Below are 19,961 nucleotides of genomic sequence, written 5' to 3'. Positions count from 1 at the left end.
TTTCGGCCCATTCCATGGGCATTCCGCCGGAGCGCTCGCGCGCCCCAACGGACAAAAAACTCAACGCTTCCGATACGGACCCCAGGCCGGTTCACGGACGTCCCCGTCGGACAGCACGAGGCGCTGGCGGACCTGGCCATCGGCCGAAACGGCATACAGCACGCCACGGCGACCTTCCGTGGCCGCGTACAACAGCATGCTGGCGTTCGGTGCGAAACTCGGGGAATCGTCAATCGGGCCGGGGGAGATGAAACGCACCTGCCCACCCAGATTGCGATCCATAATGGCAATACGATACACGTTCCCATTGCCCTGCACCATCGCGATCAGCTTGCCGTCGAAGCTGACATCGGCATTGGCGTTGTTCTGCCCCTCGAAGCTGATGCGCGTGGGCGAGCCGCCGCTGGCGGACATCTGGTAGACCTGCGGCCGGCCGGAACGATCGGACGTGAAATAGAGGCTCTGCCCATCGGCCGACCAGGTCGGTTCGGTGTCGATCGACAGGCTGTTGGTCAGGCGCGTTTCGTGGCGCGAGGCCATGTCGATCACGAAGATCTCGGGGTTGCCCACGTAGGACAGCGACACCGCCAGCTTGCTGCCATCGGGCGACCAGGCCGGCGCGCCGTTGATGCCCTTCTTGTGCGCCGCGACCAGCTGGCGCGCGCCGGTGGTGATGTCCTGCACGTAGACCTGCGAGTTGCCGCTCTCGAAGGAGACGTAGGCGATCTTGGTTCCGTCCGGCGACCAGGCCGGCGACAGCAGCGATTCGCGCGAGCGGGCCACCACCTGCGGGTTGTAGCCGTCCGAATCGGCCACGATCAGCGAATAGGTGGTGTTGTTGCCCAGGCCCACGGCGGTGACGTAGGCGACGCGGGTCCAGAAAGCACCACGCACGCCGGTGATCTTCTCGTAGATCTGGTCGGCGATCTGGTGGGCGACGCCGCGCAGGTCGCCGGCCGGCGCGGTGAACGCCTGCGCCAGGAGGCTCTGCTGCTTGTTGACGTCCCACAGCTCGTACTCGACCCGCAGCAGGCCGCCGCCGGCGTCGCTGATGCGCCCGACCGTGATGTAGTCCTGCTTGAGCAGTCGCCAGGTGGGAAACTTGATGTCGGCACCGCGCGAGGGCGACTCGACGATCTCGCTCTTGGCCAGCGCGCGGAACTTGCCCGAGCGGTTGAAATCGTTGCGAATGACGTCCGCCACGTCGGTCGGCAGCGGCGCGCCGCCGTTCTGCGCAAAGGGCACCACGACGATCGGAGTGGCCGTCTTGACGCCGCCGACGATGTCCACGTTGAGCGCCTGCGCACCCGCGGGTCCGGCGACGAGGGCGGCCAGACACAGCACGGCGAGGGCGAAGAGCGTTTTCATTCTGGACATGAAGATCTCACTGCGGCCTGAAGGTTAGGGTCAGATCGCGGCTGAAGACGCTCTCGAAACCCTTGTACGGCAAGGTCTTGGTCCTGAGCACGGCGTTTTCGATCGAGCGCTTGCCAGCATCGTCGTACGGGCAGCTTGGATCGACCTTCGCACTCATCACGTCGCCCCCTACCAACTGGACGATATGCACCTTGCACGGAACATCCGGCATGTTATCCGGACGTAACCAGTTGGGCGTGACCGCATTCTGAATGGCCGCTGCATACTGGTCGGCCAGGGAGCTGTTCTGAGCGTTGTTGCCGGTCTGGCGCTGGGCCGCGTGCGGCACGTCGGGCAGGCCTTCGTCCTGCGCGTCCTTCAGGTCCTCCATCTGCTGCTTGGCCTGTTTGGCGCGGTTTTCCGCCTTCTGGCGCGCCGCGGCGGCCGCATCCATCTTGGCGAACAATTCGTCCAGCTGCTTCTTCTGCTCTTCCTTCTTCTTGGCCGCCTGGGCGTCCAGTTCGGCCTGGCGCTGGCGCTGCTTCTCTTCCTGCTCCTTCTTGGCCTCCTCGGCCTTTTCCAGCGCGTCCGCCACGATCTTTTCCTGGTCGACCGTGTCCGGGTGCTCCGGCGGCGGCGGCAGGGTCTTGATCTCCGGGGGCGGCGTCTTCACGTCCGGCGGCGTCACCGTGGGCGGCGGCGGGATGGTCGGCACCGGCTTGGCCTTCTTCTGCGCCTTCGGCGGCGGCGCGCCGGTGGGGCCGATCAGCGTGGCCTCGATGACCGGGCCTTGCAGCTCCAGCGGCTTGGCGCAGGTGATCGGATTCCAGCCCGCCGGCAGGTGCAGCGCGCTGAACAGGCTCTCGTAGAACGAGCACGGCACGATCGCCAGCGCGAGGAAGCCGACGATGCCAAGGTGCAGGACGGCGGAAAGCAGGACCGCCGTGGAGGTGCCCTTATTTTCCCGCATTGCCCGCGCCCGACCCCTGCGGCTGGCTCATCAGGCCGACCTTGCTCACGCCGGCCTGCTGCAGGTCGGCCAGCACCTGGTAGACACCGTCGTACTTGCCTTCGCGGTCGCCGGCCACCAGCACGCTGATGTCCGGGTTGGCCTTGACGAAGGCGCCGACCTTGGCCTGCATGGTGGCCACGTCGACCGGCTCCTTCTTGGCCCCTTCCAGGGTCAGGTAAAGGCTGCCGTCGGCGTCGACCGAGACGATCACCGGGTTCTTCTTGTCGGCCATCGACCGCGCGTTGGCCTGCGGCAGGTTGACGTCGACGTTTGCGTTCATCATCGGCGCAGTGACCATGAAGATGATCAGCAGCACCAGCATCACGTCGATATAGGGGACGACGTTGATCTCGGACTTGAGCTTCATGCGCTTGTGGCGCGCGGCGTTTCGCATGGCCATGGACTTGCCCTCGTCAGGCCACTTCGTCGGTCTGGATCTGCCGCTGCAGCACCGAGGAGAACTCCTCCTGGAACACTTCGTAGCGCGAGGCCACGCGTTCGACCTTGTTGGCGTAGCGGTTGTACGCCCACACCGCCGGGATCGCGGCGAACAGGCCCATCGCAGTGGCGATCAGCGCCTCGGAGATGTGCGGGGCGACCACGGCGATGGTGACGTCCTTGACCTCGCCCAGGCCCTGGAAGGCGCCCATGATGCCCCACACGGTGCCGAACAGGCCGATGTACGGACTGATCGAACCGACGTTGGCGAGGAATTCCAGATTGCGTTCGAGGCCGCCGATCTCGCGGGTCCCTGCCACGCGCATGGCGCGTTCGGTGCCTTCCATCACCACGCGCATGTCGTGGGTCTTGCGTTGGCGCTGGCGGGCGAACTCGCGGAACCCGGATTCGAAAATCGTCTCCATGCCGCCGTTGTCGGCATTACGGCCGCTGACCTCGCGGAACAGGCCGGCCAGGTCGCCGCCGGACCAGAAGCGCTCCTCGAACGCCTCGGCGTTCTCCATCGCCGCCTTCATCTGCGAATACTTGCGAAGGATGATGACCCACGACAGGAAGGAGAACATCAGGAGCAGCAGCATCACCAGCTGCACGGGCAGGCTGGCCTCGGCGACCAGCTTGAAAATGTTCAATCCACCGTTCATGGCTTGGGGAGTCTCCGGGGTGTGCTGCTTTTAAAGGCGGGAAGGCTTAAGGGGCGAGGCCGGGGATGAGGTCGGCCGGGATCGGCGCCGGACGCTTGCGGTTGAGGTCCACGCAGGCGACCCGCACCTGGGCACGAACCAGCTCCGCGCCGTCCGCCCGGCCGATCGCTTGACTGAACAGGATACTGGCTGAACGCCATTCTTTGACGGCGACCGTCACCGCCAATTCATCATCCAGCAGGGCCGGCCGCAGGAAGTCCAGCTGCATGGAACGCACCATGAAGGCCAACCCGGTCGCCTCGCGCAGGGCCGATTGGTCGACGCCCCGGGCGCGCAGCCACTCGCTGCGGGCGCGCTCCATGAAGCGCAGGTAGCTGGCGTGGTAGACGACGCCGCCGGCGTCGGTGTCTTCCCAGTAGACGCGGACGGGCCAGGCAAAGGGGGCGATCGAGGACATGGAGGACAGCTCGCGTTTTGCGGAAGCCCCGAGCATGCGTGTTGCCGCCGCCAGGTTCAAACCGGCTTGTCAGGAGCGCGCATCAACAGCAGGTCAGACTTCGCCGCCGTCGAACATGTCGCCCACCAGCGCCTGCCGCGGTGGCGGGTTGCGGCCCAGGTGGCGCCAGGCCCTGGGCGAGGCCATCCGGCCGCGCGCGGTACGGATGAGGAAACCCTGCTGGATGAGGTAGGGCTCCACCACGTCTTCCAGCGTGCCGCGGTCTTCGGACAATGCGGCGGCCAGCGATTCGACGCCGACCGGACCGCCATCGAAATTCTCGATGATGGTGGCGAGCAGGCGCCGATCGAGGTCGTCGAAACCTTCGGCATCGACTTTCAGCATGGTCATCGCCGCCTGCGCGGCAGCCAGCGTGATCTTCCCGCCGGCGCGCACTTCGGCGTAGTCGCGCACACGGCGCAGCAGACGGTTGGCGATGCGCGGCGTGCCGCGGGATCGGCGGGCAATCTCCTGCGCGCCCTCGATCTCGCAATCGATCGCCATGATGCGCGCCGAACGGCGCACGATTGCGGTGAGCTCGTCGGGCGAATAGAACTCCAGCCGCTGCACGATGCCGAAGCGGTCGCGCAAAGGCGCCGTAAGCAGGCCGGCACGCGTGGTGGCGCCGATCAGGGTGAACGGCGGCAGGTCCAGCTTGATCGAGCGCGCGGCCGGGCCCTCGCCGATCATGATGTCGATCTGGAAGTCCTCCATCGCCGGATACAGCACTTCCTCCACCACCGGCGAGAGGCGGTGGATCTCGTCGACGAACAGCACGTCGTTCTTTTCGAGGTTCGTCAGCAATGCCGCCAGGTCGCCCGCACGCTCGAGCACCGGACCGGAGGTGGAGCGGACATTGACGCCCAGTTCGTTGGCGATGACGTGGGAAAGCGTGGTCTTGCCCAGGCCCGGCGGGCCGAAGATCAGCACGTGGTCCAGCGCCCCGCCGCGCTTCCTGGCCGCCTCGATGTAGATCGACAGTTGTTCGCGCACCGCCTGCTGGCCGAGGTATTCGTCCAGGCGCCTCGGGCGGATGGAGGCTTCCAGCGCCTCGTCGTCGAGATGGGCGGCGGAGGTGATGATGCGGGCTTCGGTCATGCAGCCATTATGGCAGGGCCGCAAAAGGCCCGTGGGGTGGGCTACAGCCCACCTTTCATCTCGCGGGAACCGGCGGTGGGCTGGAGCCGCCCACGCCTTCCCGCTAGATCTCCACCTGCGCGCCCAGTTCGATCAGGCGGTTGCCCGGAATCTGGAAGAACGCCGTGGCCGGCAACGCGTTGCGGGCGAGGAAGGCGAACAGCTTGTCGCGCCACAACGCCATGCCAGGGCGGCGCGCGTCCGCGACGATCGTCTCGCGCGAGAGGAAGAAGGTCGTATCCATCAGGTCGAAGGTCAGCCCTTCCCGCCCGCACAGCGACAGCGCGTGCGGAATGTTCGGATCCTCGGCGAAACCGAAGCGCAGCTCCAGCCCGAAGAAGCCGCCTTCCATCGGCGTGATCTCGATGCGCTCGTCCGCATCGGCCACCGGCGTCTCCAGGATCTGCACGGTAAGCATCACGTTGCGCTCGTGCAGGACCTTGTTGTGCTTGAGGTTGTGCAGGAGCGCGTGCGGCACCGCGTACTGGTTGGCGGTGAGGAACACCGCCGTGCCGGGCACCCGCAGCGGCGGATGCTCGGCCATGTTCTCGATGAACGGCGCAAGCGCCAGCCCGCCTTGCTTGATCTCGCGCACCACCAGTTCGCGGCCGCGGCGCCAGGTAGTCATCACCGCGAACAGGAACAGCCCCAATACCAGCGGGAACCAGCCGCCGTCGGGGATCTTGAGCGTGTTGGCGCCAAAGAAGGAGAGGTCCACGCACAGCAGGCCGATGGTCAGCGGGATCACCGCGGCCAGGCTCCAGTTCCAGCGGCGCCAGGCCACCAGCATCACCAGCAGCGTGTCGATCGCCATGGTGCCGGTCACCGCGATGCCGTAGGCGCCGCCCAAGGCCTTGGACGAGCCGAAGCCGACCACGGTCAGGATCACCATCACCATCAGCGCGCGGTTGACCCACGGCAGGAAGATATGGCCGATCGCCTCGCGCGAAGTCTGCACCACCTGCATGCGCGGCACGAAGCCGAGCTGGATCGCCTGCCGGGTGACCGAGAATGCACCGGAAATCACCGCCTGCGAGGCGATCACCGCCGCCGCGGTGGCCAGCACGATCATCGGGTAGCCGGCCCAGTCCGGCACGGCGTGGAAGAAGGGATTGACCGCCGCCTGCGGTTCGTGCAGCAGCAGCGCGCCCTGGCCGTAGTAGTTGAGCAACAGCGACGGCAGCACGAAGAAGAACCAGGCCGCGCGGATCGGGAAACGGCCGAAGTGGCCCATGTCCGTATACAGCGCCTCGGCGCCGGTCACGCATAGCACCACCGCGCCCAGAGCCACGAAGGAGATCACGCCATGCGACGCGAAGAAGCGCACCGCGTACCAGGGCGAGAGCGCCTTGAGTACTTCCGGGGCCTGGATGAGATTCCACACGCCGATTGCCGCCAGCGCCAGGAACCAGACCACCATCACCGGTCCGAACAGTGCCCCCACCTTGGCCGTGCCGTGCTTCTGCAACCAGAACAGGCCCAGCAGGACGGCTACCGCCAGCGGCACTACCCAGTGATCAAGCCCGGGCGCCATCACCTCCAGGCCCTCGACTGCCGAAAGCACCGACATCGAGGGCGTGATTACGCCGTCGCCGAAGAACAGCGCCGCGCCCAGCAGCGCCATCAGCATGACCACCCGTCGCGCCAGTGGCGAACCGCCGATCGCGCGCTGCGCGAGTGTCATCAACGCCATGATGCCGCCCTCGCCACGGTTGTCGGCGCGCATCACCAAGGTGACGTACTTGACCGCGACCACGATGATCAACGACCAGGTGACCAGCGAGAGGACGCCAAGCACCGCGCTCTCTGAAGGATGCAGGCCGTACTCGGGCCGGAACACTTCGGCCATTGTGTACAGCGGGCTGGTGCCGATGTCGCCGAACACCACCCCGACGGCGCCCAGGATCAGCGCGGCCTTGGTGCCGTGCAGTTTTTCGTCGCCGCCGGACTCGACCGGCGGCGGCGTGTTACGGGTTGCGTCGTTCATGTCTCTCGCTCATGCCACCGGGCCTCATTGACCCAGCGCGGCGCGCAGCGCCTTGCGGATGATCGCCTCGGCGTCGTCGCCCTCGGCGGCAACTTTCTGCACCAGACGTGTGACTTCGGCAGGTTTGTAGCCCAGCTGCTGCAAGGCCACGGTGGCCTCGCCGGCGGGATCCAGCGGAGCACCGCCGCCCTTGCCCGCAAGACCGGGCAACGCTGCGCCCAGGCCTTCGACCCGGTCGCGCAGCTCGACCACGATGCGCTCGGCCGTCTTCTTGCCGATACCCGGGATCTTGGTCAGTGCCACCACGTCGCCGGCCTGCACCAGCCGCGCGAAGTCGGCGGTGGAAACGCCTGACAGCACGGCCAGCGAGATCTTCGCGCCGATGCCGGACACCTTCTGCAGGTTGCGGAACAGGGCGCGCTCGTCCTCGCGCAGGAAGCCGTACAGCGCGACGCTGTCCTCCTTCACCGCGTAGTGGGTGAGCAGAGTGACTTCCTTGCCGGTCTGCGGCAGGTCGTAGATGGTCGACATCGGCGCTTCCAGCTCGTAGCCGACGCCGCCGACTTCCACCAGCAGCCACGGCGGCTGCTTGGAAACCAGCATGCCGCGCAGTCGTCCGATCATCGCCTTCTCCATGCCGTACGGGGAATGCCCACGCGCGCGAGGCTCGCGCGCGTGTGCGCATGGGTCACCGCGATCGCCAGCGCGTCGGCCGCGTCCGGCTGCAACGGGCCCTTCAGGCCGAGCAGGATGCCAACCATGTGCTGCACCTGGGTCTTGTCGCCGCGGCCGCTGCCGACCACGGCCTGCTTGATCTCGGTGGGCGCGTATTCGTGCACCGCCAGTCCTTTGGCCGCCACCGCGCAAATCGCCGCGCCGCGTGCCTGGCCGAGCTTCAGCGCCGAATCGGGATTGCGCGCCATGAACACCCGCTCGATGCCGCACTCGGCCGGCTGGTGAGCCTCGATGATGGCGGCCAGCCCGTCAAAGATGCGTTTCAGGCGCAGCGGAAAGGTTTCCTCGTCGGCCACCGCCAATGCGCCGTGGTGCACGTGCGTGAGCTTGCCTGCCGCATCGACGTCGATGATCCCGAAGCCGGTGCGCTGGCTGCCGGGGTCGATACCGAGGATGCGGCACGCCGACGGTTCGGACCGGATGTTCATGCTGGACACGGGTGCGTTCACGCGCAGGGCCGGCCGCGTAAGCGCGCGCCGGCCGGTCGGTCAGCCATCGGCCGGCAGCAGGGCGTTGTGATAGACCTCGCTCACGTCGTCGAGCGCGTCGAGGCGCTCGAGCAGGTCGGTGAGCGGTTCGAGCACGTCCTCGGGCACCGCCACGCGGTTGTTCGCGCGCATGCCCACGCCGGCGTGCAGCGACTCAAGGCCGGCATCGGCCAGCGCCTGCTGCACCGATTCGAAGTTTTCCGGCGTGCAGATCACGATGCTTTCGCCGTGCTCGTTGATCACGTCGTCGGCACCGGCTTCCAGCGCCGCTTCCAGCACCTTCTCCTCGGCCGCCTCGTTACCGCCGGTGGCGAAGGTGAGTTCGCCGCAACGAGTGAACTGGAAGGCCACCGAACCGGAGGTGCCAAGGTTGCCGCCGTGCTTGGTCAGCGCGTGACGGACGTCGGCGACGGTGCGGGTGGGGTTGTCGGTGAAGCACTCGATGATCATCGCCACGCCGCCGGGGCCGTAGCCCTCGTAGCGCAGCTCCTCGCCGGCGCCCTCGGCACCCGAGCCACGCTTGATCGCGCGCTCGATGGTGTCCTTGGTCATGTTGGCCGACAGCGCCTTGTCCACCGCCGCGCGCAGGCGCGGGTTGGCGGCAGGGTCGGCCACGCCGGCGCGGGTGGCGACGGTGATTTCGCGGATCAGCTTGGTGAACACCTTGGCGCGCTTGGCGTCTTCGGCATTCTTGCGGCCTTCGATGGACGGGCCTCTACCCATGGCGGGAAAACCTGAACAATGGACAAGCGGGCGATTTTACTCCAACCCGTGCCGCAGCCGACAAATCCCTATACCGCCGTGTGATCGCGCGCCGAAGGCGCTCCTACGGGGAAGCGAATCGCCCGTCCTGCAGGAAGTGCACCACTTGTTGGGCGGCATCGGCCGACAGCACCAGGCCAGTGTGGCTGGTTTCGACCACGCAGTGGTCGGTGAGGCCCGGCAGCCGCGTTTCGGCGACGGCGACCGTGCCATCGTGCTCGCCTTCCATGTGCGCGAGCATGGCGCCCAGGCCGATCGGCACGCGGCCGGCGATCACGCCCACCTCGCGCTCGCCGTCCCAGCGCTCCATGCCGTGCTCGAGCAGTTCACGGTTATGCCCCAGCAGGGCCTCGCCGCCCTGCCCGAAACCGGCGAAACCGCGAGCCGCGGCACTGCCCTGCAGCGGAGAACCCAGGCAAACGATCCGCCCCGGCGGCAGGTCGACCGCTTCGCGGCAGGCCTGCAGCGCCAACAGGCCGCCCAGGCTGTGGCCAACCAGATGTACCGGGCCGGGTGCGTAACGCTGCATGCGCAGGTGCAGGCGCTCGACGATGCGCTCCTGCGAGGACACCACGCTCATGTAGTCGAAGCGGTCGACCGCGAAGCCCGCGTCGGCCATCCGCTTGTGCAGCAGGCCCAGCGCAAAGCCGCGCATCCACAGGCCGTGCAGCAGGATGATCTGGTCGGGCATGGCGCGGCCTGTCGTAGGGTGGGCTTCAGCCCACCTTGGGGCGTGCGGCGGGGTGGCAAGGTGGGCCGAGGTCCACCTGCGGGTACCGGTCAGCCGGCGACCTTGACGTGCAGTTCCTTGAGCTGCGCCTCGGCCACGGCCGAGGGAGCGTCGGTCATCAGGTCCTGCGCGCTGGTGGTCTTGGGGAAGGCGATCACGTCGCGGATCGACTCGGTGCCCGCCATCAGCGCGGCGATGCGGTCGATGCCGAAGGCCAGGCCGCCGTGCGGCGGCGCGCCGAACTTCAACGCCTTGAGCAGGAAGCCGAACTTCGCCTCGGCCTCCTCCGCGCCGATGCCGAGCAGTTCGAACACCGCGCTCTGCATCTCCGGGCGGTGGATACGGATCGAGCCACCACCGATCTCGTTGCCGTTGAGCACCATGTCGTAGCCACGGCTGACCGCAGTGGCGGCGTTGGCCTTGAGGTCGGCGATGTCGTCGACCTTCGGCGCGGTGAACGGATGATGCAGGGCGACGTAGCGCTGCTCTTCGTCGTCGTACTCGAACATCGGGAAGTCGGTGACCCACAGCGGCTTCCAGCCCGCCTCGACCAGGCCGCGGTCCTTGCCGACCTTCAGGCGCAACGCGCCCATGAAGTCGGTGACGGCCTTCCACTTGCCGGCGCCGATGAAGACGATGTCGCCGGTCTGCGCGCCGGTGGCGGCGAGCACCGCCTCAAGCGCCGTGTCGTCCAGGAACTTGGCGACCGGCGAGCTGACACCCTCGCGGCCCTTGGCGCGATCCTCGACCTTGATCCAGGCCAGGCCCTTGGCGCCGTAGCGCGCGACGTACTCGGTCAGGCCGTCGATGTCCTTGCGCGAGAGCGCCGTACCGCCGGGCACGCGCAGGGCGGCCACGCGGCCCGCCGGATCGTTGGCCGGTTCGGCGAACACCTTGAACTCCACGCCCTTCAGCGCATCGGCCACGTCGACCAGCTCCAGCGCGATGCGCAGGTCCGGCTTGTCCGAACCGTAGCGGCGCATGGCTTCGGCATAGGTCATGCGCGGGAACGTGGCATCCAGCTCGACGTCCACCACTTCCTTGAACACATGGCGGATCAGCCCCTCGACGAAGTCCTGCACGTCCTGCTCTTGGACGAACGCGAACTCCAGGTCGAGCTGGGTGAACTCCGGCTGGCGGTCGGCGCGCAGGTCTTCGTCGCGGAAGCAGCGGGCGATCTGGTAGTAGCGGTCGAAGCCGGCCATCATCAGGATCTGCTTGAACAGCTGCGGCGACTGCGGCAGCGCGTAGAACTGGCCCGGATGCACGCGGCTGGGCACCAGGTAGTCGCGCGCGCCCTCGGGCGTGGCCTTGGTCAGGATCGGCGTCTCGATGTCCTGGAAGCCGCGCGCGTCGAGATAGCGGCGCAGCGCCTGCACCAGCTTGATGCGCCGGCGCATCATCGTCTGCATCTCCGGGCGGCGCAGGTCGAGGTAGCGGTAGGTCATCCGCAGGTCCTCGTTGGGGTTCTCGTGCATCGCGAAGGGCAGGTCCTTCGCCGCGTTGAGCACCTCGACCGTGTCGGCCACCAGTTCCACGGTGCCGGTCTTGAGCTTGTCGTTGATGGACAAGCGCTTGCGGATCGTGCCGGTGACCTTCAGGCAGTACTCGTTGCCAACCTCGCCCGCCACCGCGAACGCATCGGCGTTCTCGCGCTCGACCACCACCTGCGCGATACCTTCATGGTCGCGCAGGTCGATGAAGGCGACGTGGCTCTGCAGGCGGATCGTGTTGAGCCAGCCGCACAGGGTGACGGTCTGGCCGACCAGCGACTCGTCGATGAGGCCGCAGTAGTGCGTGCGCATAGGAAGGAAAACTCCGGGACTGGTGCCGATGAGGCGGGCGAACGGGCGATTTTAGCATCCGCGCTGGCCGCACATCCGCTCCCACGGAATGTTCGCCAGGTCAGTCCCCGCTTGCGGCTGGCTTGCTCTCGGCAGCCGCGGCGGGTGCGGGCGCCGCGGCTGGCTTGGCCTCGGCATCACCGGCCAGGTTGCGCTTCTTGTCGCCGTCTTTCTTGAAATCGGTCTCGTACCAGCCGCTACCGGCCAGCCGGAACGAAGGCGCGCTCACCTTGCGCTGCACCCGCGGCGCCTCGCACGAGGGGCACGCCGAGGGGTCCGGGTCGGACAGCTTCTGCAGGCGATCGAAACGGTGCCCGCACTGGGCACACTCGAATTCGTAGATAGGCATGGATGACAAACTCCGGGCACGCGGCCCCGTGAAACGCTGGTGCGCATTATCGAGTCGCCGGTCGCGATTTCAATGGTGCGTGCCTTGGCGCGACCCATCGCCGGGAGTAGCCTGCCCCTCAGCCGCGCATGGCCCCCTCGCGACACCCACGCCTGCGCGCGCATCTTCGCTGGACGTTGCTTCCCGTCCGCCGATCCCGATGCCGGCATCGACCGCGCATCGCCCGCACCGCTACAGGAGTTGCCGTGAACCGTCCCTGCCTCTTTCCCCGACTCGCGCTGCTCCCGGCGGCGCTGTTGCTAGCCTGTTCCGCGCACGCCCAGAATGCCAACGACGCGTCGCAGAAGGCCAAGAACCTCGGTACCGTGATCGTCACCGGCACGCGTGCCGACAACCGCACCGAAAGCAGTTCGCTCACGCCTGTCGACGTCGTGTCGGCCCAGTTGCTCAAGCAGACCGGCACCACCGAACTCTCCACCGCGCTGGCGCGGGTGATTCCCTCGCTCACCTTCCCGCGCCCGTCCGCGGCCGACACCGCCGACTCGCAGCGCCCCGCGCAGCTGCGTGGCCTCTCGCCCGACCAGGTGCTCGTGCTGGTCGACGGCAAGCGCTGGCACCCGGGCGCGATCATCCTGACCAACGGCGTGCTGGGCCGCGGCTCGCAGGCGGTGGATCTCAACACCATCCCGATCGATGCCATCGACCATATCGAGGTGCTGCGCGACGGCGCCTCGGCACAGTACGGCTCCGACGCCATCGCCGGCGTGATCAACATCGTGCTGAAAAAGGGCGCCGAAGGCGGCGACGTGGCGGTGTCGGGCGGCCAGTATTCGGCCGGCGACGGGCGCAAGTGGCAGGGTTCGGCCAACGCCGGCATTCCGCTGTCCGACGCGGGCTTCATCCGCTTCACCGCCCAGGCCGGCCACCAGGACTACACCAACCGCGCCGGCCCCAACCGCACCCGCCCGCAGGAAGGCGTCACCCAGCGCTACGGCGACCCCGAGGTGACCGACCGCAACCTGATGCTCAACGGTCAGTACGACCTCGGCGGCGCGCAGTTGTATGCGTTCGGCCACTACGGCAAGCGCGACTCCGTGTCGCCGGCGTTCTTCCGCAACCTGGACAACGCCAACGCGGTGCCCGCGCTCTACCCCAACGGCTATCTGCCACTGGAAAACGCCAAGGCCACCGATCGCTCGCTGGTGGTGGGCATCCGCGGCAAGACCGACGGCGGCTGGCGCTGGGACGTTTCCGGCAATTACGGCGGGAACCGTGTTTCGTACGCCACCTTCAACACGCTCAACCGGGCCTACCTCAACGACTTCGGCAGCACGCCGACGCGTTTCCACGACGGCATCCTGGACGCGGCGCAGCAGTCGCTGGACGTGGACATCGCCAAGGACCTGTCGGTGGGCTGGCTGCCCAATGACGTGACGCTCGCCTTCGGTGCGGAGTACCTGCGCCAGAGCTACCAGATCCGGGCGGGCGACCTGCCCTCCTACTACACAGGCACCTCCGGCTTCTCCGGCGGCGCGCAGGGCTTCGGCGGCTACCAGCCGGCCAACGCCGGCTCGCACCAACGGCACGACGTGGCCGAGTACGTCAGCCTGGAAACCAACCTCACCGATCGCCTGGGCACCTCGCTGGCGGTGCGCCACGAGGACTACTCCGACTTCGGCACCACCACCTCCGGCGCGCTGGCGGGCCGCTTCGACTTCACCGACAGCTTCGCCCTGCGCGGCAGCGCCTCGACCGGCTTCCGCGCGCCGTCGCTGGCGCAGCAGTACTACTCGTACACCTCCTCGCTCTATTTCGGCGAGGGCAATTCGCTGGGCCTCCCGGCGGGCATCTACAACACCGGCCTGGTGTCCTCCACCAGCGCCATCGCCACGCTGCTGGGCGGCGAACCGCTCAAGCCGGAGAAGTCGCGCAACCTGACCTTTGGCGCCGTGTGGAGCCCGGCCGACGGGCTGGACCTGAGCGCGGACATCTACCAGATCAAGATCCGCGACCGCGTCACGCTCTCCAGCACGATCTCGACGACCTCGCCCGCGGTGCGCGACTACCTGGCCGCCAACGGCATCACCAACACCAACTTCAGCGGCATCTCCTACTTCACCAACGCCGTCGACACGCGCACGCGCGGCATCGACCTGGTGGCCAGCTACCTGTTCGACGTGGGCGACGGCGCCTCGCTGCACACCACCGTCAGCTTCAACTACAACAAGAACGAAGTAACCGACGTGCGGCCCAACCCGGCGGTGCTCGATGCCCTGGGCGTGAGCTTCAGGCGCATCGACCGGCGCGACCAGTACGGCCTGCTGGCCGACACCACGCCGCGCAGCAAACTGATCTTCAACTGGCTCTACACCAACGGCCGCTGGAGCCTGGACAGCACGCTGACCCGCTACGGTGGCTTCACCTCGTACAACTCGACCGACCCGACGCTGGACCAGCGCTTCGACTCGAAGTGGTTGTTCGACCTGGCGCTCAACTATTCGATGGATCGCTGGATGTTCACGGTGGGCGCGGACAACCTGTTCGACAGCTACCCGGACCGGGTCATCGAGGCCAGCGACAACAACGGCGCGATGCCTTACAGCGTGTTCTCGCCGTTCGGGTTCAACGGGGCCTACGTGTACGGGAAGGTGCGCTACAGCTGGTAGCGGCTCGGGACGGCTCCCCCTCCCCGCCGGGGAGAGGGAGCCAGCCGGCGTCAGGCAGCCTTGAAGGCCAGGCGCCCGCCCTCGGCATCCACGTGGATCGTGGTGCCGGGTGAGAAGCGTCCCTCCAGGATCTCCCTCGCCAACGGGTTCTCGAGCTGCTGCTGGATCGCCCGCTTGAGCGGACGGGCGCCGTACACCGGATCGAAGCCCACGTTGCCCAGCAATGCCAGCGCGTCGTCGCCGATCTCCAGCTTGAGGTCGCGCTCGGCCAGCCGCTTCTCCAGATACGCCAGCTGGATCTTCGCGATCGCGCGGATCTGGTCCTTCTCCAGCGGCCGGAACACCACCAGCTCGTCCAGGCGATTGATGAACTCGGGACGGAAGTGCGCCTGCACCACGCCCATCACCGCCGCCTTCATCTTGGTGTACTGCTCTTCCGGATCGCCACCCGTCTCGGCCGCGTCCTGGATCATCTGCGAACCCAGGTTCGAGGTCATCACGATGACGGTGTTGCGGAAGTCCACCGTGCGGCCCTGGCCGTCGGTGAGGCGGCCATCGTCCAGCACCTGCAGCAGGATGTTGAACACGTCCGGGTGGGCCTTCTCCACTTCGTCCAGCAGGATCACCGCGTAGGGGCGGCGACGCACCGCCTCGGTGAGATAGCCGCCCTCCTCGTAGCCGACATAGCCCGGGGGCGCGCCGATCAGGCGGGCGACGGAGTGCTTCTCCATGAACTCGCTCATGTCGATGCGCACCATCGCTTCGGACGTGTCGAACAGGAATTCGGCCAGCGCCTTGCAAAGCTCGGTCTTGCCCACGCCGGTGGGACCCAGGAACAGGAACGAACCGTACGGACGGTTGGGATCGGACAGGCCGGCGCGGGCGCGGCGGATCGCATCGGACACGGCACGCACGGCCTCGTCCTGGCCGACCACGCGCTTGTGCAGCGCCTCTTCCATGTGCAGCAGCTTCTCGCGCTCGCCCTCGAGCATCTTGGACACGGGGATGCCGGTCCAGCGCGACACCACTTCCGCGATCTCCTCGTCGGTGACCCGGTCCTGCACCAGCTTGAATTCCTGCTGCTCCGCGGCCTGCGCGGCGGCGAGCTGCTTTTCCAGTTCCGGCAGCTGGCCGTACTGGATCTCGCTCATCCGGGCGTAATCCTGCCGACGCTGGGCCGCTTCAAGCTCCAGGCGCGCGGCCTCGATCTGCTCCTTGATCTTGGTCGCGCCCTGCAGCGCGGCCTTTTCGGACTTCCACACCTCGTTCAGGTCCGAGAACTCGCGCTCGAGCTTCTCGATGTCGCTTTCCAGGTCCGCCAGGCGCTTCTTGGAGGCCTCGTCGGTCTCCTTCTTGAGCATCTCGCGCTGGATCTTCAGCTGCGTGAGGCGCCGTTCCAGGCGGTCGAGCTCCTCCGGCTTGGAATCGATTTCCATGCGGATGCGCGAGGCGGCCTCGTCCATCAGGTCGATGGCCTTGTCCGGCAGCTGGCGGTCGGTGATGTAGCGGTTGGAGAGCGTGGCGGCCGCGACGATCGCCGGATCGGTGATCTCCACGCCGTGGTGCACGGCGTAGCGCTCCTTCAACCCGCGCAGGATGGCGATGGTGTCCTCCACGCTCGGCTCGCCCACGAACACCTTCTGGAAGCGGCGCTCCAGCGCGGCGTCCTTCTCGATGTACTTGCGGTACTCGTCCAGCGTGGTGGCGCCAATGCAGTGCAGCTCGCCGCGGGCCAGCGCGGGCTTGAGCATGTTGCCCGCATCCATCGCACCCTCGGCCTTGCCGGCGCCGACCATGGTGTGCAGCTCGTCGATGAACAGGATCACCCGGCCTTCCTGCTTGGCGAGGTCGTTGAGCACGGCCTTGAGGCGCTCCTCGAACTCGCCGCGGAACTTGGCGCCGGCGATCAGCGAACCCATGTCCAGCGCCAGCACGCGGCGGTCGCGCAGGCCCTCGGGCACCTCGCCCTTGACGATGCGCTGGGCCAAGCCCTCGACGATGGCGGTCTTGCCCACGCCCGGCTCGCCGATCAGCACCGGATTGTTCTTGGTGCGCCGCTGCAGTACCTGGATGGTGCGGCGGATCTCCTCGTCGCGACCGATCACCGGATCGAGCTTGCCGCTCTCGGCGCGCGAGGTCAGGTCGACGCAGTACTTCTCCAGCGCCTGGCGCTGGTCCTCGGCGTTCTCGCTCTGCACCTTCTCGCCCCCGCGGACCTTGTCGATCGCCGCTTCCAGGTTGGCCTTGGTGGCGCCTGCGGCCTTCAGCGCCGCGCCGACCTCGCCCTTGTCCTCCAGCGCCGCCAGCACGAACAGCTCGCTGGCGATGAACTGGTCGCCACGCTGCTGCGCCAGCTTGTCGGTGAGGTTGAGCAGGCGCGTCAGGTCGTTGCCTACGCTGATGTTGCCCTCCTGCCCGCGCACCTGCGGCAGGCGGCCGAGGATCTCGCCGACGCGCTCGCGCAGCGCCGGCACGTTGACGTGCGCCTGGGTCAGCAGCGGTGCGGTCGACCCGCCCTGCTGGTCCAGCAGCGCCGCCATCACGTGCGCCGGCTCCAGAATGTTGTTGTCGCGTCCCACCGCCAGCGACTGCGCGTCGGCCAGCGCCTCCTGGAAACGCGAGGTGAGTTTGTCCATCCGCATGATGTGGATCCTTCGAATGCACAGGCGGCCCCGCCGCGATGCGCTTGAGATAGGGGCGTCGCAGCGGCCTTCAAGACGATCGGCACCGTCTGTTCGACGCAGGGGTCTGACCCGTATCATTTTCGACTCCGCCTGCAGGGACGCCCTGTGATGAAACCTTCCGGATTGCGTGTATGAGCCGCCTGGCCTGGGCGCTGTTCAACACGCTGCAACTGCTTTTCACCCTGCTCTGGACTGCCGGCTGGATCTGCCTGGCGCTGCTGGTGCGCCTGCTGAGCGGTGGGCGTCACTGGCCGCTGCGGATGGCCTCGCGCTGTTGGGCGCCCGGGCTGCTGCGCGGCGCCGGCGCACGGCTGGAGGTACACGGGATGGAGCGGATCGACTGGTCGCAGCCGCACGTGTTCGTGGCCAACCATCAGTCGATGATCGACATCTGCGCCCTGTTTCGGGCCTTGCCGGTGCCGGTGCGCTTCGTGCTCAAGCAGGAGCTGGCGAAGGTGCCGTTCGTGGGCTGGTACGCGAGGGCGATGGGCATGGTGTTCATCGAGCGCGGCAGCGCGCGCAGTTCGGCACGGCGGTTGCACGCGGCGGTGGACCTGCTGCGCGATGGCGCCAGCGTATGCGCCTTCCCCGAAGGCACGCGCGGTCGTGGCCGTGTGGGCCCGTTCAAGGGCGGCGCCTTCCAGTTGGCGATCGAGGCGGGCGTCCGGGTGGTGCCGGTGGCGATCGAAGGCAGCGGCGGGGTGTTGCCGGCGGCCGGATTTCGCGTGCGGCCGGGGCGCATCGTGGTGCGCCTGGGCGAGCCACTGGCCACGCAGGGCCTGGTGCCGCACGAGCGCAACGTGTTGGCCGGACAGGCCCGCGACGCGGTGATCGCCTTGCTGGAAGGCCGACCGCTCAGTAGCTCAGCAATGCGTGCAGCGGCGTAGCGCCCTTCCAACGCGCCCTGCCTCCCAGCGCCTCCAGTTCGATCACCACGCCGGCACCCACCAGTTCGACGCCGAGCCGATCCAGTAGCGCCTGCGCCGCCGCCAGCGTGCCGCCGGTGGCAAGCACGTCGTCGACCAGCAGCGCCCGCTCGCCGCGGGCCAGTGCGTCGGCGCGCACCTCCAGGCGGTCGTGCCCGTATTCGAGCGCGTAATCGACGCCCACCACGGGCGGCGGCAGTTTGCCCGGCTTGCGCAAGGGCACGAAGCCGGCATTGAGTTTCTGCGCCAGCGCGGCGCCAAAGATGAAGCCGCGCGACTCGATCCCGCACACGGCGCGCACGCCCTCGCCCAGCCAGGGCGCGGCCAGCGCATCGACACAGCGCGCGAAGGCGCCCGCATCGGCCAGCAGCGGCGTGACGTCGCGGAAGACGACGCCCGGCTGCGGGAAGTCGGGCATAGCGCGGATGAGGTTTTCGAAGTCGTGCATTGCGTGGTCCGTGTGAGGAAACCCCTGAGGAGCGTCGCCTATTTCCGCCGGGCGCCGCGCAAGGTTCCCAGCAGGATGCCGGCCAACGCCAGCGCCAACCCCACCCAGTCGCCCGCGCCGGTCGGGCGCCTGAACAACAGCACGTCCAGCACGAACGCCAGCGCCGGTTGCAGCAGCAACAACAGTCCCACCATCGAGGCAGGCAACAGCGGCATCGCGCGCACCATCAGCAACCAGGCCACCACCTGCCCAAAGAAACCCAACGCCAGCAACGCGCTCCAGCTGCGCGCCGTGACCAGCGCGAAGGTGTCCCGCTCGAACGCGCCCCATGCCAGGAGCAACAACGCGCTCAGCAGGCTCATCAAGCCCAGGAACTGCGCCGCCGACAGCGCGGTGTGCCCGGACAGCGCCCGCCGGAAGCTGAGCAGATACAGCGTGTAGGCCACACCGCTGGCCAGCCCGAACCACACGCCCAGCCGATGCCGCGCGTCGAACAGCGCCCAGTGCGCGCCGACCAGCAACCAAAGGCCCGCGAGCGCCACCACCAGGCCCGGCGCGAACCACCGTCCCAGCCGCTCGCGATAGACCCACCAGCCGACCAGCGCCATCAGGAACACCTGGAAGTTGGTCAGCAACGTAGCCACGCCGGGCCCGACCCAGAGGATGGAGCGGTGCCAGAAGACCAGGTCCAGCGAGAACCCCAGCGCCGGCAGCAAGGCCAGCCCGAGGTCGCGCCAGCCGATGCGCACCCAGCGCCGCGTCAGCGCCACCCAGCCGAGCAGCATCGCGCCGCCGAACAGCATGCGATAGAAGGCCGAGACCGTCGGGGCCACCTGCGCCAGCACCACGAAGATGCTGGTGGTGGACAGCAACATCGCGCCGAGCGCCATGCGGCCGACCGCCGCCGGCGGCGCCGCTGGCACCGCGGTCGCGGGAGCCTGTGCGGTCACGGCGTGTCGGTCGCCAGCTGCGCGTCGCCGTCCCAGTCGTCGATCGACGCGCGCGCCTCGGCCAGTTGCGCTTCGATCCGACGCACCACCGCGTCGGCGGCTTCGGCGGAGGACTCGGGCACCATCACCGCGACATAGTCGAGCGCCGGCAACTGGCCCACCGCACCGGTCAGGTACTCGCCGGAGACGAACGCGGGAATCTCCTCGCGTTCCAGCGCATCCTTCACCAGATGGGCGTCGATCAGGCTTTCGGCTCGATAGGCGATGCGCATGCTGCCACGCTACTGCGCG

At 67.8% G+C, this 19,961-nt stretch carries 19 protein-coding genes; 2 read left to right on the top strand and 17 right to left on the bottom strand.

Annotation, left to right across the window (positions count from 1 at the left end; genetic code table 11):
• Nucleotides 1–60: 60 nt before the first annotated feature.
• From tolB to LQ772_RS02575, 13 genes are all read right to left on the bottom strand, one after another.
• Nucleotides 61–1,377 carry a Tol-Pal system beta propeller repeat protein TolB gene (gene tolB, locus LQ772_RS02635; protein ID WP_231323744.1) on the bottom strand — a complete coding sequence of 439 codons (1,317 nt, stop codon included), beginning with the start codon at nucleotides 1,375–1,377 and terminating at the stop codon, nucleotides 61–63.
• Between the two features lie 7 nt (nucleotides 1,378–1,384).
• Entirely contained in the window at nucleotides 1,385–2,326 is a 942-nt protein-coding gene (tolA, locus tag LQ772_RS02630) for a cell envelope integrity protein TolA (protein WP_231323742.1), read from the bottom strand.
• Nucleotides 2,313–2,762: a protein TolR gene (gene tolR, locus LQ772_RS02625; RefSeq protein WP_231325863.1), complete on the bottom strand. Its 450-nt coding sequence runs from the start codon at nucleotides 2,760–2,762 to the stop codon at nucleotides 2,313–2,315. Before tolR ends, tolA begins: the two co-directional genes overlap by 14 nt.
• A 19-nt stretch (nucleotides 2,763–2,781) precedes the next feature.
• Nucleotides 2,782–3,468, bottom strand: a complete 687-nt coding sequence (tolQ, locus tag LQ772_RS02620; RefSeq protein ID WP_231323741.1) for a protein TolQ — start codon at nucleotides 3,466–3,468, stop codon at nucleotides 2,782–2,784.
• Between the two features lie 46 nt (nucleotides 3,469–3,514).
• Complete coding sequence (ybgC, locus tag LQ772_RS02615) at nucleotides 3,515–3,925, bottom strand: tol-pal system-associated acyl-CoA thioesterase (protein ID WP_231323739.1); 411 nt, start codon at nucleotides 3,923–3,925, stop codon at nucleotides 3,515–3,517.
• A gap of 93 nt (nucleotides 3,926–4,018) precedes the next feature.
• Entirely contained in the window at nucleotides 4,019–5,062 is a 1,044-nt protein-coding gene (gene ruvB, locus LQ772_RS02610) for a Holliday junction branch migration DNA helicase RuvB (RefSeq protein ID WP_231323737.1), read from the bottom strand.
• A 103-nt stretch (nucleotides 5,063–5,165) separates the two neighbouring features.
• The gene (locus tag LQ772_RS02605) at nucleotides 5,166–7,088 is read right to left on the bottom strand and encodes a potassium transporter Kup (RefSeq protein ID WP_231323735.1); all 1,923 of its coding nucleotides are present in this window, start codon (nucleotides 7,086–7,088) and stop codon (nucleotides 5,166–5,168) included.
• Nucleotides 7,089–7,112: 24 nt separating this feature from the next.
• Complete coding sequence (gene ruvA, locus LQ772_RS02600) at nucleotides 7,113–7,712, bottom strand: Holliday junction branch migration protein RuvA (protein WP_231323733.1); 600 nt, start codon at nucleotides 7,710–7,712, stop codon at nucleotides 7,113–7,115.
• The gene (ruvC, locus tag LQ772_RS02595) at nucleotides 7,709–8,251 is read right to left on the bottom strand and encodes a crossover junction endodeoxyribonuclease RuvC (RefSeq protein ID WP_231323731.1); all 543 of its coding nucleotides are present in this window, start codon (nucleotides 8,249–8,251) and stop codon (nucleotides 7,709–7,711) included. The genes ruvA and ruvC overlap by 4 nt, the downstream gene beginning before the upstream one ends.
• A 60-nt stretch (nucleotides 8,252–8,311) precedes the next feature.
• Nucleotides 8,312–9,034: a YebC/PmpR family DNA-binding transcriptional regulator gene (locus LQ772_RS02590; protein WP_231323729.1), complete on the bottom strand. Its 723-nt coding sequence runs from the start codon at nucleotides 9,032–9,034 to the stop codon at nucleotides 8,312–8,314.
• Nucleotides 9,035–9,137: 103 nt separating this feature from the next.
• A complete protein-coding gene (locus LQ772_RS02585; protein ID WP_231323727.1) occupies nucleotides 9,138–9,764 on the bottom strand; it encodes an alpha/beta fold hydrolase in 627 nt (208 codons plus the stop codon).
• Between the two features lie 89 nt (nucleotides 9,765–9,853).
• Entirely contained in the window at nucleotides 9,854–11,608 is a 1,755-nt protein-coding gene (gene aspS, locus LQ772_RS02580; RefSeq protein ID WP_231323725.1) for an aspartate--tRNA ligase, read from the bottom strand.
• 100 nt (nucleotides 11,609–11,708) lie between these two features.
• Nucleotides 11,709–11,996: an FmdB family zinc ribbon protein gene (locus tag LQ772_RS02575; protein WP_231323723.1), complete on the bottom strand. Its 288-nt coding sequence runs from the start codon at nucleotides 11,994–11,996 to the stop codon at nucleotides 11,709–11,711.
• Between the two features lie 245 nt (nucleotides 11,997–12,241).
• On the opposite strand from LQ772_RS02575, the gene LQ772_RS02570 reads away from it, so the two are divergent.
• Nucleotides 12,242–14,662, top strand: coding sequence for a TonB-dependent receptor plug domain-containing protein (locus tag LQ772_RS02570; protein ID WP_231323721.1), 2,421 nt, complete (start codon nucleotides 12,242–12,244; stop codon nucleotides 14,660–14,662).
• Between the two features lie 50 nt (nucleotides 14,663–14,712).
• Here LQ772_RS02570 and clpB read toward each other — a convergent pair whose 3' ends face one another.
• A complete protein-coding gene (gene clpB / locus LQ772_RS02565) occupies nucleotides 14,713–17,304 on the bottom strand; it encodes an ATP-dependent chaperone ClpB (protein WP_231323719.1) in 2,592 nt (863 codons plus the stop codon).
• Between the two features lie 173 nt (nucleotides 17,305–17,477).
• Between clpB and LQ772_RS02560 the strand changes: the two genes are divergently transcribed.
• Nucleotides 17,478–18,233 (top strand): lysophospholipid acyltransferase family protein, encoded by a 756-nt coding sequence (locus LQ772_RS02560; protein WP_231323717.1) that lies wholly within the window; start codon nucleotides 17,478–17,480, stop codon nucleotides 18,231–18,233.
• On the opposite strand, the gene LQ772_RS02555 is transcribed toward LQ772_RS02560, so the two are convergent.
• Genes LQ772_RS02555 through LQ772_RS02545 form a run of 3 tightly spaced genes read right to left on the bottom strand, consistent with a single transcriptional unit; the run spans nucleotide 18,202 to nucleotide 19,942 of the window.
• The gene (locus LQ772_RS02555) at nucleotides 18,202–18,720 is read right to left on the bottom strand and encodes an adenine phosphoribosyltransferase (protein WP_231323715.1); all 519 of its coding nucleotides are present in this window, start codon (nucleotides 18,718–18,720) and stop codon (nucleotides 18,202–18,204) included. The genes LQ772_RS02560 and LQ772_RS02555 overlap by 32 nt on opposite strands.
• 38 nt (nucleotides 18,721–18,758) lie before the next feature.
• The gene (locus tag LQ772_RS02550) at nucleotides 18,759–19,670 is read right to left on the bottom strand and encodes a DMT family transporter (RefSeq protein ID WP_231323713.1); all 912 of its coding nucleotides are present in this window, start codon (nucleotides 19,668–19,670) and stop codon (nucleotides 18,759–18,761) included.
• Nucleotides 19,667–19,942, bottom strand: a complete 276-nt coding sequence (locus LQ772_RS02545) for a putative signal transducing protein (RefSeq protein WP_231323711.1) — start codon at nucleotides 19,940–19,942, stop codon at nucleotides 19,667–19,669. Before LQ772_RS02545 ends, LQ772_RS02550 begins: the two co-directional genes overlap by 4 nt.
• Nucleotides 19,943–19,961 lie beyond the last annotated feature (19 nt).

The sequence above is a fragment of the Frateuria edaphi genome (assembly GCF_021117405.1).
GTDB classification, from domain to species: Bacteria; Pseudomonadota; Gammaproteobacteria; order Xanthomonadales; family Rhodanobacteraceae; genus Frateuria_A; species Frateuria_A edaphi.
The sequence above is the reverse complement of the archived record's forward strand: the minus strand, read 5'-3'. Positions and strand labels throughout refer to the sequence as shown.

Excerpts from the sequence above, each read along its gene's own strand:
- ruvA (WP_231323733.1), bottom strand. The coding sequence starts at position 7,712 with ATGATCGGACGACTGCGCGGCATGCTGGTTTCCAAGCAGCCGCCGTGG.
- aspS (WP_231323725.1), bottom strand. The coding sequence starts at position 11,608 with ATGCGCACGCACTACTGCGGCCTCATCGACGAGTCGCTGGTCGGCCAG.
- LQ772_RS02585 (WP_231323727.1), bottom strand. The coding sequence starts at position 9,764 with ATGCCCGACCAGATCATCCTGCTGCACGGCCTGTGGATGCGCGGCTTT.
- ruvC (WP_231323731.1), bottom strand. The coding sequence starts at position 8,251 with ATGAACATCCGGTCCGAACCGTCGGCGTGCCGCATCCTCGGTATCGAC.
- LQ772_RS02560 (WP_231323717.1), top strand. The coding sequence starts at position 17,478 with ATGAGCCGCCTGGCCTGGGCGCTGTTCAACACGCTGCAACTGCTTTTC.
- tolB (WP_231323744.1), bottom strand. The coding sequence starts at position 1,377 with ATGTCCAGAATGAAAACGCTCTTCGCCCTCGCCGTGCTGTGTCTGGCC.
- tolR (WP_231325863.1), bottom strand. The coding sequence starts at position 2,762 with ATGCGAAACGCCGCGCGCCACAAGCGCATGAAGCTCAAGTCCGAGATC.
- ybgC (WP_231323739.1), bottom strand. The coding sequence starts at position 3,925 with ATGTCCTCGATCGCCCCCTTTGCCTGGCCCGTCCGCGTCTACTGGGAA.
- LQ772_RS02575 (WP_231323723.1), bottom strand. The coding sequence starts at position 11,996 with ATGCCTATCTACGAATTCGAGTGTGCCCAGTGCGGGCACCGTTTCGAT.
- tolQ (WP_231323741.1), bottom strand. The coding sequence starts at position 3,468 with ATGAACGGTGGATTGAACATTTTCAAGCTGGTCGCCGAGGCCAGCCTG.
- LQ772_RS02590 (WP_231323729.1), bottom strand. The coding sequence starts at position 9,034 with ATGGGTAGAGGCCCGTCCATCGAAGGCCGCAAGAATGCCGAAGACGCC.
- clpB (WP_231323719.1), bottom strand. The coding sequence starts at position 17,304 with ATGCGGATGGACAAACTCACCTCGCGTTTCCAGGAGGCGCTGGCCGAC.
- ruvB (WP_231323737.1), bottom strand. The coding sequence starts at position 5,062 with ATGACCGAAGCCCGCATCATCACCTCCGCCGCCCATCTCGACGACGAG.
- tolA (WP_231323742.1), bottom strand. The coding sequence starts at position 2,326 with ATGCGGGAAAATAAGGGCACCTCCACGGCGGTCCTGCTTTCCGCCGTC.
- LQ772_RS02555 (WP_231323715.1), bottom strand. The coding sequence starts at position 18,720 with ATGCACGACTTCGAAAACCTCATCCGCGCTATGCCCGACTTCCCGCAG.
- LQ772_RS02545 (WP_231323711.1), bottom strand. The coding sequence starts at position 19,942 with ATGCGCATCGCCTATCGAGCCGAAAGCCTGATCGACGCCCATCTGGTG.
- LQ772_RS02605 (WP_231323735.1), bottom strand. The coding sequence starts at position 7,088 with ATGAACGACGCAACCCGTAACACGCCGCCGCCGGTCGAGTCCGGCGGC.